This window comes from Vibrio sp. 1F279, assembly GCF_041439815.1.
Classification (GTDB): domain Bacteria; phylum Pseudomonadota; class Gammaproteobacteria; order Enterobacterales; family Vibrionaceae; genus Vibrio; species Vibrio tasmaniensis_A.
The window spans coordinates 92,976-104,912 of record NZ_JBGOOU010000013.1; the positions used below are offsets into that span (position 1 = coordinate 92,976).

Here is an 11,937-nt window from a genome sequence, read left to right on the forward strand (position 1 = left end):
GATTTAGAAAAGTGGAAAGTACGCTGGCGAATACCCTTTTTTCATCGCTTCTACCATAGGCAATAATTTGGGTAATGCGTGACGAAAAAACATTTCATACCCTTGGCACAAATGATTCATCGGACTGCCATCTTCAGTTGTTGCTATCCTGTTTTTAGGACAACCACCTTGGCAGAGTTCAACAAAATCACAACGTCGACAAGTGCTGTTTAACTCTTCATATTTGTTGGTGCCAAACGCGATTTGTTCTGGTGAGCTCGCCATAGTTGCAAGCTTATCACTGTTCATGGTGCCCAATTGATGATCTTGATACCCATAATGGTCACAACTGTAAACATTGCCGTCATGCTCAACCATTAATTGCTGCCCACAAGTCGCGCTGTGATGGCACATTTGGCTTTGGTAGCCCATCAACACCATTAAACAGTTTTCAAAAAACTGGATATACACTTTACCGACATCATTGGCGCTCCATGCATCAAACAAGTCACAAAGAAATTGCCCCCACTGCTCACCGGTTAACGACCAATCATGCCCTGTTCGTCTGTCTAACTCATGATCGATACAAGGCTGAAACTGCATGTAACCACTGCCATTTTCAACCAAAAACTGATAGATCGTTTTACCGTGTTTGTAGGTTTTATTGTTCACGACCGTTAACGTATTAAAATCAACATTGTGCTTCTTTAGGTAAGACACCCCACGCATTGTGCGTTCAAAAGACGACTCGCCATTTTTGTCGATCCGAGCGATGTCATTCAGAATATTGGGGCCATCGATACTGATGCCCATCATGAAATTATGTTTAGCAAAGAAACTCGCCCAGCGATCGTTAATCATGGTTCCATTAGTCTGCATCGTATTCACGACGAGCTTGGTAGTCACTTTGCTTGCCTGCGCTTTCATCGCTGATTCATAGAAATCGAGCCCTCTTAACATAGGCTCGCCACCATGCCAGATAAAGTCCACTTGCTGATCTTTAATTGGCTGCGCGTCGATATGAGCACCGACAATTTGCTCCATCATGTCCAAAGACATTGAAGACCTCTTATCGACATCTTGTCTATTGAGATAATAGCAGTAGCTACAATCCAAATTACATTGAGCCCCTTCTGCTTTAATGAATAAGCTAAAAGGATAAGTAGATGTGTTCATATCGATTCCCGTACTTTTTTGCCAACATATCAACCGAAAATCAATCAAACAATAGCGTCTCAAGCACACTACCTGCACACGTCGTAGAGTCGCTTCACCACCCTAAATCAATGTTAATTAAAACAATCACTTGAAGGGTAAAAAGAGACTATTAACATCCTTAATATCGGCTATTACACTCCTTAATCTCACTTGCTCATATGATAAATGCCTAATTCTGTTCCTACGATCTAAGGTGTTCCATGAGAAAGCTCCTCTATAAGAAAAGTGTACTGACCAGTTTAGTGTGTTCTTTGTCCAGTATTATCGCGATGCCATCCCTTGCCCAACAATCTATTAATCCTGAAGAAGAGCTCGCTTACAACCTAGGTGTTCAAGCATTTATCTATGGTACAGGCCCATTAACCGTGGCAGCGGTTAGGCAAACGACCACATCTGTTGATGCGCCGATGGACAACGCCATGGCACCATTGAATGAGATGGGTAAAACACGCGTTCTATCCGGACCTCAGGATAGAATTGTACCTACCGTCAACAACGATACGCTCTACTCACAGGCTCACTACGATCTGGATTTATCAGGTCCAATGGTGATTGATATTCCTCGCACCGATAACCGTTATTACATTGTTCAGCTATTGGATGCTTACTCAGATTCGATTGAAGATCTGCACGTGAAGAATGTCGGCGACCAAGGTTCAAAAGTGCTTTTGGTCAACAAAGGATGGGCTGGTGAAGTACCAGAGGGAATTGATCGTGTCGTAGAATCTCGCACTCCTATGGTTTGGTTGATTCAACGAACGGGCGTGTTTGGCGAGCAAGACCTCAATGACGCACTGGTTATTCACGATAAATTCCTCAGCTACCCACTCGATCAACTCGGCGCAGAGCATGACATCGTAGAGCTCAAAGCTTCGACAGGTCGTATCCCACCCATGGCGAGGCCTGAAGGGTTAGAGTGGTATTCGCTAATTGACCGTGAACTACGTAAAAACCCGATTCCAGAAGATGCTGCCATCGTTGATCAATTCCAACAAATTGGTATTGGAGGATCGACCCCCTTTAACCCTGAAGCGCTAACCTCAGCACAGAAAAAAGGGCTAATGCGCGCGATTGAGTCTTCACAGCAGATCATTCAATACGCTGGTCGAAGCATCGGTGATGTCAATAATGGCTGGTCGATGATGTACGAGGGAGGCCGTTACGGGAATGATTACCTGAGCCGAGCGAGCATCAATATGCGTGCGGCTGGTTTGAATGTGCCAGAGCGAGCACTCTACCCAAATCGATACACGGACTCGAATGGCGAGCAGCTGTCGGGAGACAATCAATATCGAATGACCATGCCTGCCGATGCACCCGCTGACGCCTTTTGGTCTTTGACCATGTACGACGCTAAAAACCTGTTCATGGTTGAGAACTTCATTCAACGCTACTCCATCTCAACCAATCGTAAGGATGAACTGAAATACGCAGAAGACGGCACATTGCCAATATGCATTCAATACGCAAAACCAACCGATCCTACGTGTAACTGGCTGCCTGCACCTCAAGATGACTTCTATCTTCACATGCGCCTGTATGAACCAACTCAAGCCGTTCTCGACAATGAATATCCACTGCCACAAGTTGGAAAGCTCTAGCCTCAATTAAGTTAATTACTTCGATTAATCCAACTAAGGCAATTAAGTCGATCAAGTCAATTGCCACGGCGTTCTTAGTGTTCGCTCGTGGCAATGACTTCTCTCTCTAAGAGCATGGCTCGAACTGCTAGAAACATCACCCAAATTACTGGAAACATAACTCATACACTGAAAATGAGGTTCTATTCTTGAAAACACCTTTCATCACACTGTCTCTGTTAGTAACAGGGATAGTCAGCTCTCTCGCTCACGCGGGTGGATTAAACCTATCTCAGATTGCGACAACCAAAAGCGTTGGCACAGCCGGCGCAGGAAACGTAACCGCGAACGATGCATCCGCCGTGATCACCAACGCTGCTGGGTTATCGGCCATTGAAGAAAGCGCTTGGACTCTCGGCGTTCAATACCTCGATGTTGAAACCACATTTGTCCGCGACGATAACTCGGCTTCGACCACAGGAAGCAGCGCCGATGTTCTCCCTCATTTGTCTTACGCATCAAGGCTCAATGACCAATGGGTCGTCGGCGCAGCATTGCACGCAGCTGGCGGCACTGGCGTTGAATACTCACACGGCGTTGGCGCACACCCTGCTTTATTGATCAAAGAAAATAGCATTTCGGCACTCAACTTTACGTCGTCATTGTCATATCAGGTCAATGAACAACTGTCTCTTGGTGGTTCTTTGATATTGCAGCACGCAGCGCTTGAAACTCAAGCATTGAATGGTCGAGAGCTTCAAGGAGATAGCCTCGACCTAGGATTCGGCCTGAGTCTCAATCACCACATCAGTGACAACACACAATTGGGTGTCAGTTATCAGGGCCAATTTGATCACGACCTTTCCCTTGATAACGCCAACGCTTTTGGCATTAGCTCTGAACTAACATGGGTTCGAAGCTTAAACTTAGGGTTGAAGCATTCATTAAATGAAGACTTAAACCTTCTACTCAGCTCCAACATGGAGACATGGCAAGATTATGATGACAAATACTCAACCACCTATTCTCTTGGGGTTGGTGTGGAATACGCATACGAGGATTGGTTGCTGTACAGCGGAGTGAGCGGTGACACGAGCCCTGTAAGCAGTCAAAACAGAGATGTGTTACTCCCGCTCGATAAACAGTGGCGTATCGGATTCGGCGCTGAGAAGAAGATATCCAACGACTTACATCTAGGATTGAGCTACCAATACCAAGATTTAGGCCATGGTGAAATTAATGCTGACTCAGGACTATTTCAGCCTTCTGGCAGCTATTCGACCAACAGAGTTCACTTCATCACTTTGTCTCTTCGCCATTAAAGCGAACTCTTGAGCGTGATTCACTTCTAGCTTCTAGCTTCTAGCTTCTAGCTTCTAGCTTCTAGCAAGAAACGGTAAAAAAAGGATTGGCTGTGACAGCAATCCTTTTAAATTCATGAATATCATTCCGCCAACCAGAAAGGCTCGAACACCCTTTACGCTCATGGTAATTGTCGTTATTGTGATTCTCTACGTCATCATCACAAGGACTGTCTGAGAGTTATGAACAGCACGATTGAAACTATTCTGGGGCACCGCTCCATTCGTCAATATACAAATCAACCGATTGAAAAAGCACAACTTGATGTGATTATTCAAGCTGGTCTCGCGGCTTCGTCATCGAGCTTACTGCAGGCTGTTTCTATCGTGAGAGTGACAGACAAAGAGAAGCGCAAACTGTTAGCCGAATACGCAGGTAACCAAGCTTACGTTGAGAATGCGGCTGAGTTTTTGGTGTTCTGTATCGACTATCAACGCCACGCTCAAATTAACCCTGAAGTGAAAACCGACTTTACTGAACTGACCCTGATTGGCGCGGTAGATTCTGGCATCATGGCGCAAAACTGCATACTGGCTGCTGAGTCTCTAGATTTAGGTGGCGTATACATTGGCGGGTTACGTAACAGCGCACAACAAGTCGATGAACTGTTAGAACTGCCACAGCACACCGCCGTGTTGTTCGGAATGTGCTTAGGTCACCCGGCACAACAACCAGAGGTTAAGCCTCGCCTCCCTGCTCATGTGGTGATGCACGAAAACCAATACCAACCGCTGAGCCTAGATGAAATTGCCAGCTACGATGATTCAATGCAGAGCTACTACGCAAGCCGTTCAAGCAACCAAAAGCAGAGCAGTTGGTCACAACAGATCACTCAAAAGCTGTCTGGCGAATCTCGCCCGCATATCCTGCCTTACTTGAACAGCAAGCAGCTGACCAAGCGTTAAGCCGTTAAGCCGTTAAGCGATTAGAGCTAGCAGCAAACAGCAGTACAAACAGCAGTACAAACAAAAATGTCAGCGTATAATACGCTGACATTTTTCATTTCTGGGATACTGACACCCTTACAGGTATTTCTCAATCGGTAGCAATTGCAAAAAGCCTGACTGCATTCGTTCCCACTTACCCGTTTCTGGTTCGCTGTCCCAGCTTTGATCGCCTGAATACCAATACACATCACCGTCTTCCAGTTCCAAGCGCCAGCTATTATCGTCACTCATCGCTTGCTCAATAGTGTCAGCTAACGTTTCAGCAATCTCTTTATTCTCGATGATCAAAACCGATTCTGTATTGAGGTAGGTAGAGCGCAAGTTGAAGTTAAATGAACCGATGCTTGCGATGCTGCGGTCGAATACGACTGATTTTGCGTGCAAGCCATAGGCCGTCTCAGGTGCACATTTCGACAAGTCCTGAGTCGATGCTTCACACAGCTTAGATTCTGGTTTTAGCTCAAACAGGTCGATACCATGCTCCAACATATCGTAACGTCTGCCCGCATAAGCGGAGTGATTGGTCACCAGATCATTAGACGCCATAGAGTTCGTTAGCGCTTTTATCTCAACGCCCTTGTTGTTCAATACCTGCCACTCTTCAAGCTGACCATCATCGAATACAAGGTAAGCCGATTCCAACAAGATCTCTTGTTTCGACTCGCTCGCTAATTTCCCTAGAAGAATCGCGGTCGCTTTTGGTTCATCAGTATTATCGGAGTCATCAGGGACGGGTTGATCGTAAACAAAACGCGCATTCACCCAAGTCATCTCACCAACCACCTCTTTCAGTAAGCTATCAGCAGCCTTACGATCTAGTGGCAATTCCGGGTAATTTTGATAATGCGGAACGACAATATTATCTATCTTCGAGAGATCAGGTTGTTCGTCATCACCCAACATATCGACAGGGTAAGACCAACGGCTATTCCAGTATTCGACAAAGCTGGTTTGAATGGTGTTAACTACCGAGCCCATCACCAACACATCGCGGTCTCGGAAATTGATTTCATCAGAAAGGTCGAAGTATTCATCACCAATATTACGTCCACCCACCACAGACAAAGTACCATCGACGGTAAACGACTTATTGTGCATACGGCGATTTAAACGAGAAAAGTCGCCGACAAAGCTCAGCCATTTACTGAAACCACGGCGTGTTGGTGTTGGATTGAAGATACGAATCTCGACATTAGGGTGCGCATCCAGTGCCGACAGCAACCCTTCACGTTCGTTGAGGTTGATATCATCCAGCATTACGCGCACCTTCACACCACGCTCAGCCGCGGCTAATAAGCGGCTAGCGAGATAGCTTCCCGATTCGTCAGAGTTCCAGATGTAGTATTGAATGTCGATGGTGTGCTCGGCACTTTCGACCAGCGCTAATCGCTGTGCCAAAGCATCCCAACCGGACTCTTGCAGACGAACCGCAGTGTTGCCTTGCTCTAAAGCTTCAGGCTGAAATTCATTGGTTAGAACCGATAAAGAACTAGGTGCAGGAGAGGTTGGCGGTTCTGTTGGATGATCGATGCCTTCAGGAAGTGAAGAACACCCACCTAAAACGGCGATTAAGATTAACGTTAAACTGATGCGTTGGAGCACAGGCATGTATCTGACTTCCTTTTCACGATGGCGTCTTTAGAAACTTTCCGTAAAGCTTTTCAATGAACAAGCTATTCCGATCTATTCATTGATTATTACTGCTAAAGCCTGAAATTTATAGGTAATTATCCAGTATAAATTTAAAGGTCAGTAAATTGCCTACAGATCACTTAAGTTGAGTGAGCGCCAAACAGTATAAACTCAGCGGCTTTTCGACCATTTCAATAGTGAGTTCAGTTCGGTCTGGGTTGCAGTTCAACGCCAAAGCGTAGCCGTGTAAATAATCCACCAGCAAGTCCAACGCATTTTTGGTTTGCTCTTCCGTTAACGCTAACGGGCTCAACACCGCTTCAAAACGTTCACTAAATACCTCCATCGGCCCGAGGGATTTCATGGTCAATAAGGTCTCTAACAAGCCTCTATATTCGTTGAGCATCGACAAGTAACTCACACTGAGCCGATAAAGGTTATCTCGCCAGTCTTGGATCAGCTCTGGCTGCGCAACTTCTTCAATCAAAGAAACCGTGATTGCCTCAAGCAGATCGTTTTTGTTTTTGAAGTAATGGTATATGGCCATCGCATCGACACCGAGTTCCGTCGCGAGCCCTCGAACACTTGGCACTTTGCCACTCTCTCGCATCATGCTTTTTGCAATAGTGAGAATTCTCTCGGCGCTGAGTTGGCTTGATCCACTCTTTGGTCGACCTCGTTTCTGATCCTTGACAGTCATACCGTCACCTTTTAAACTTTATTTCTACACTGTAGAATATTTTAGTTTATTACTGTGTAGATGCCAAGTTTCTCATCGATATCGGAGTTAAAAATGTCAAATATTGTATTTATCGCAACCAGCCTTGACGGTTACATTGCAGACAAGCAAGGCGGCTTAGATTGGCTGCAAGCGATTCCAAATCCAGACGGTGACGACATGGGTTACAACGCTCATACCGATCGTATCGATGCGCTGGTCATGGGACGTAATACAATGGATATGGTGTTGAGCTTTGGTATCGATTGGCCTTACAGCAAGCCAGTCTATGTACTGAGCAACACTTTGAATAAAGTACCTCAAGAGCTTGAAGGTAAAGTATTTTTGATGAAGGGCGAGCTCAAACAGATTGTCGCGGATTTGAATAACAAAGGCCTAAAGAACCTGTACATCGATGGCGGCATCACCATTCAAAACTTCATGAAAGAAGACCTGATTGATGAGCTGATCATCTCGACTATTCCTGTCGTGCTTGGTGGTGGATCCCCGTTATTTGGTGACTTAGTATCTCCCGTCGACTTTACGTTAAAAGACGTCACGACGTACCTTGATGAAATAGTGCAAACGCATTACTTACGTAAGCATTAAAGCTGTTGTTGCTCTAAGGGCATGAAAGGATCAACACCGAAAACATTGTTCACGCGACGTAAGCTTTACCGTCTCTACACAAGCCTCCCCTAAAGTAGTACCCTTTATCGTCTCTCATTCTTGATAGTAGCTGGATATTATGAAGCTTTTGGTCGATCGCACTGGTGAACAGTTTTTAGAAATTCTGCAAGAATCGGGAGATACATTGACCGTTCAATTCATTACCAATGAAGGCAATCGAAAGGGTAAGCCATTCCAAGATAACCTGAGTGGATTGTTCCTCACAGGGTGGAAGCCACGCACCACTTCAACCGCCATCGGATTAGAACGCTTTAAGCAAGGCAAACTTGAAGATCCCAAAGTGAGTTTCGCATTGCACCAACTCTATCCACTCGGTCGAGACGTAAAATTACCTTCCGGTGATATCGCAACTATCGCGAGTTACGCCAATACCCATGCCGATGGCTACTATATGTTTGTGCGCCTCAACGATGAATTAACCCGACTCAAGATTACGCCCGATTGGGAACTGCAACCTTCCGTTCAAAGGTTAGCCTTGCCTTATTACCCTGTGCCAAGAAGCCAGCAAGAACTCGACAATATTGACGATTTTGATGCGTGGGCGGGCGGTTTTTAAACACTGAAAGTCAGTAAACGCTATTGAGATCACATCCACCTATCGAATCTCAATACAACAATATGTGCTCTCTAAACATTGATACGAATACCCGTTCTCAAACGATGCAAATAACGGTTTGGCTGTGTGCTGCTAAAGAGTGTTTCATTCTTTCCTACAAGCTCAAACGGGGCTGAATAAAGTCAATAAACGCCGAGATACGTTTAGAGACAGAGGACGACTTGTAATAAACCGCATTCACTCGCTCTCGGTCTGTGTTGGCAAGTTTGTCTTGTTCCAGAATAGGAATTAGGCGACCCGCAGCCATATCTTCCTGCACCATAAACCCCGATAAACAAGCGATCCCATTTCCAGCTAAGACTAGTTGACGCACGGTTTCACCATTACTGGCTGTCACAGTAGGCGCGACATCACTTTGGTTTGGTAAAGGCCAATGGTTAAGCACTTTGTTCCCTGCAAAACCCACAATTTGATGCGAACTCAAATCTTCAGGTTTGGTGGGTAACCCACGCTTAGCGAGATAATCAGGTGACGCCACAATATGGAGTAAACTTTTGCCTAACGGGCGCGCGTGCAGTGTTGAGTCGGACAACTTACCGATTCGAATCGCAACATCAGTTCTCTTTTCTAGAAGGTCAACGAAGCCTTCGTTGGAAGTGAGTTCCAATTCAATGTCTGGGTAAGCCTCTTTGAATGACTGCACCAACGGCACTAACTGATGGAATACGAATGGACTGGCGGCATCGACTCTTAAACGACCTTTTGGCAGCTCACCGCGCGACACGATTTCTTCTTCCGCGCTCTGGATCATCTGTAACCCCAACCTGACTGAATCGACAAACTGCCGTCCTTCTTCCGTCAATTCCACGCGTCTCGTTGTTCGGTTGAATATTGATACGCCGAGTTGCGACTCAACCTTACTCACCGAACGAGATACCTTGGCGACTTGCACATCCAACGTCTCTGCCGCCGCAGAAAAACCACCAGCATCGACAACGGTGAGTACCATTTCTAAATCATCTGAACGGGTTAGCATGAGGCTCCTTCGCTATCTTCATTTTGTTTAATGTCATCTCGCTTGTGCTCATCACAGCTCAAATCATCTATGTCTTTTCGATCTCATCAGCTTAATCCAATGATCGGCTAACTCTCCAATTATTGCAAATAACACAAAGGTTATTTGTTAATGAGGGCATTTTTCACAAATATATTTTGCTAGATAATCCTCGCCATCAAACGAAGCGCTCCTATTGCAGTCGCAAGCTGCCCCATTTTATCGCGCTCGGTATTTAACAAAGAACAGTAAGAGAGATGATTATGCCATTAGCATTACTTGCATTGACGCTCAGCGCCTTTGCCATCGGAACCACAGAATTTGTCATCGTAGGCTTGATTCCTACCATGGCGAGCGACTTGAATGTATCTCTGCCATCGGCAGGCCTATTAGTCAGTTTATACGCGCTTGGCGTTGCTATTGGCGCACCAGTCTTAACGGCATTAACCGGCAAATGGAATCGTAAATCGGTGTTGCTGACCGTGATGGCATTGTTTGTCATTGGTAACTTATTGGCGTGGCAAGCTCCAGGCTATAACACGCTGATCGCCGCACGAATTTTGACTGGCCTTGCCCATGGTGTGTTCTTCTCGATTGGATCGACCATCGCGACAGGTTTGGTTTCAAAAGATAAAGCAGCCAGTGCTATTGCGATCATGTTTACGGGTTTAACGGTTGCATTGGTAACCGGCGTACCACTGGGCACTTATATCGGCCAAACCTTTGGCTGGCAAGCGACCTTCTTGATCGTTGCTCTGCTTGGTCTTATTGCTCTTATCGGTAGCGCTATCTTGGTTCCAAGCAACCTTAAGCAACCACCAGCGGCGAAGATTTCGGCACAGCTAAAGGTTCTAACTCAACCACGCTTACTGTTGGTTTACGCTATCACAGCACTAGGTTATGGCGGCACGTTCACAGCGTTTACGTTCCTTGCTCCAATACTAGAAAACGTATCAGGGTTTGATTCGAGCTCTATCAGTCTCATCATGTTGGTTTACGGTGTGTCAGTAGCAGTCGGTAACATCTGGGGCGGAAAAATGGCCGACAAGATGGGCCCAATTAAAGCACTGACCGTTATCTTCTCTGGTTTGGCCGCAGTACTGGTGGTATTCAACTTTACCGCAGTAAACCCTTACGCAGCTGTTGCTACCATTTTGGTTTGGGGTGCATTCGCATTCGGTAACGTTCCGGGGCTACAAGTGTATGTTGTGAAACTGGCTGAGAAATACACACCAGATGCAGTCGATGTCGCTTCTGGGTTGAACATTGCAGCCTTCAACGTCGGTATCGCATTGGGATCATGGGGCGGTGGTTTGATTGTCGCGAAATCTGGATTAATGAACACCCCTTGGGTAGGTGCTGTGATCGTTTTGATCGCTCTTGTTCTGACTCGATTCAGTGGTGCGTTAGATAAGAAGCAAGCACAACAAGCTGTTCCATCTAGCATCTAGCATCTAGCATCTAGCAAGAATAGAAAAAACAAAGCCCGAACCTAGGTTCGGGCTTTGTCATTTACATCTGATTATTGTCCGTTATCGATCGCTTTCAGCACTTTACACGGGTTACCGACTGCAACCACATTGGCTGGGATGTCTTTGGTTACCACACTGCCCGCGCCAATCACGCTGTTTTCGCCAATGGTGACACCGGGGCAAATGATCACACCACCGCCAAGCCAAACATTGTCGCCAACATTAATCGGTGTGCCAAACTCAACGCCTTCTTCTACACGGCCTTTCACATCGAGTGGGTGACCTGCGGTCAGGATTTGAACGTTCGGACCAAGCAGCACATTGTCGCCAATGGTCACTTCAGCCACATCCAAAATCACGCAGTTAAAGTTAGCGTAGAAGTTCTTGCCCAGCTTGATGTTCGAGCCGTAGTCACAACGAAATGGAGGTTCTAGATGCGCGTTTTCACAGCCCGGAATGAGCTCTTGCGTTGCCGCTTCCCATTCAGGAGTGTCAGGAATACTGTTATTGAGTTTTTGAAGCACCTTACGACACTCGATACGAGCGGCATAAAGCTCTTTATCCCAAGCCTGATAAGGTTCGCCTGCTAGCATTTTTTGTTTTTCTGTTTTCACGTTACTTACCTGTTCTCGCATCACTCAGCTATTTTCATATTACTTAGCTAGTTTCACATTACTTAACTAATGGTGGTCAATTCATCGACCAAAAAACGCAATATCGCACATCTAA

The 11,937-nt window shown here is 45.9% G+C and carries 11 protein-coding genes; 6 read left to right on the forward strand and 5 right to left on the reverse strand.

Going from position 1 to position 11,937, the window contains the following annotated elements; genetic code table 11:
* Positions 1 to 3: 3 nt before the first annotated feature.
* Positions 4 to 1,155, reverse strand: a complete 1,152-nt coding sequence (locus ACED60_RS11750) for an anaerobic sulfatase maturase (protein WP_371727589.1) — start codon at positions 1,153 to 1,155, stop codon at positions 4 to 6.
* A gap of 242 nt (positions 1,156 to 1,397) precedes the next feature.
* On the opposite strand from ACED60_RS11750, the gene ACED60_RS11755 reads away from it, so the two are divergent.
* The 3 genes from ACED60_RS11755 (at position 1,398) to nfsA (ending at position 5,044) form a co-directional block, all read left to right on the forward strand.
* Positions 1,398 to 2,798, forward strand: coding sequence for a DUF1254 domain-containing protein (locus ACED60_RS11755; RefSeq protein ID WP_371727590.1), 1,401 nt, complete (start codon positions 1,398 to 1,400; stop codon positions 2,796 to 2,798).
* Between the two features lie 188 nt (positions 2,799 to 2,986).
* On the forward strand, positions 2,987 to 4,099 hold the full coding sequence (locus tag ACED60_RS11760) for an OmpP1/FadL family transporter (RefSeq protein ID WP_371727591.1): 1,113 nt from the start codon (positions 2,987 to 2,989) through the stop codon (positions 4,097 to 4,099).
* Positions 4,100 to 4,321: 222 nt separating this feature from the next.
* Positions 4,322 to 5,044, forward strand: coding sequence for an oxygen-insensitive NADPH nitroreductase (gene nfsA, locus ACED60_RS11765; RefSeq protein ID WP_371727592.1), 723 nt, complete (start codon positions 4,322 to 4,324; stop codon positions 5,042 to 5,044).
* 117 nt (positions 5,045 to 5,161) lie between these two features.
* Here the strand turns inward: nfsA and ACED60_RS11770 are convergent, their stop codons facing one another.
* Complete coding sequence (locus ACED60_RS11770) at positions 5,162 to 6,694, reverse strand: phospholipase D family protein (RefSeq protein WP_371727593.1); 1,533 nt, start codon at positions 6,692 to 6,694, stop codon at positions 5,162 to 5,164.
* 160 nt (positions 6,695 to 6,854) lie between these two features.
* A complete protein-coding gene (locus ACED60_RS11775) occupies positions 6,855 to 7,418 on the reverse strand; it encodes a TetR/AcrR family transcriptional regulator (RefSeq protein WP_371727594.1) in 564 nt (187 codons plus the stop codon).
* 60 nt (positions 7,419 to 7,478) lie between these two features.
* Between ACED60_RS11775 and ACED60_RS11780 the strand changes: the two genes are divergently transcribed.
* Both ACED60_RS11780 and ACED60_RS11785 read left to right on the forward strand, forming a co-directional pair.
* Entirely contained in the window at positions 7,479 to 8,045 is a 567-nt protein-coding gene (locus tag ACED60_RS11780) for a dihydrofolate reductase family protein (RefSeq protein WP_371727595.1), read from the forward strand.
* Between the two features lie 139 nt (positions 8,046 to 8,184).
* Positions 8,185 to 8,682: a hypothetical protein gene (locus ACED60_RS11785; RefSeq protein ID WP_371727596.1), complete on the forward strand. Its 498-nt coding sequence runs from the start codon at positions 8,185 to 8,187 to the stop codon at positions 8,680 to 8,682.
* A 154-nt stretch (positions 8,683 to 8,836) separates the two neighbouring features.
* Here ACED60_RS11785 and ACED60_RS11790 read toward each other — a convergent pair whose 3' ends face one another.
* On the reverse strand, positions 8,837 to 9,718 hold the full coding sequence (locus tag ACED60_RS11790) for a LysR substrate-binding domain-containing protein (RefSeq protein ID WP_371727597.1): 882 nt from the start codon (positions 9,716 to 9,718) through the stop codon (positions 8,837 to 8,839).
* Between the two features lie 281 nt (positions 9,719 to 9,999).
* Between ACED60_RS11790 and ACED60_RS11795 the strand changes: the two genes are divergently transcribed.
* The gene (locus tag ACED60_RS11795) at positions 10,000 to 11,187 is read left to right on the forward strand and encodes an MFS transporter (RefSeq protein WP_029222798.1); all 1,188 of its coding nucleotides are present in this window, start codon (positions 10,000 to 10,002) and stop codon (positions 11,185 to 11,187) included.
* A gap of 71 nt (positions 11,188 to 11,258) precedes the next feature.
* On the opposite strand, the gene ACED60_RS11800 is transcribed toward ACED60_RS11795, so the two are convergent.
* The gene (locus ACED60_RS11800; RefSeq protein WP_017081374.1) at positions 11,259 to 11,822 is read right to left on the reverse strand and encodes a sugar O-acetyltransferase; all 564 of its coding nucleotides are present in this window, start codon (positions 11,820 to 11,822) and stop codon (positions 11,259 to 11,261) included.
* Positions 11,823 to 11,937: the final 115 nt, after the last annotated feature.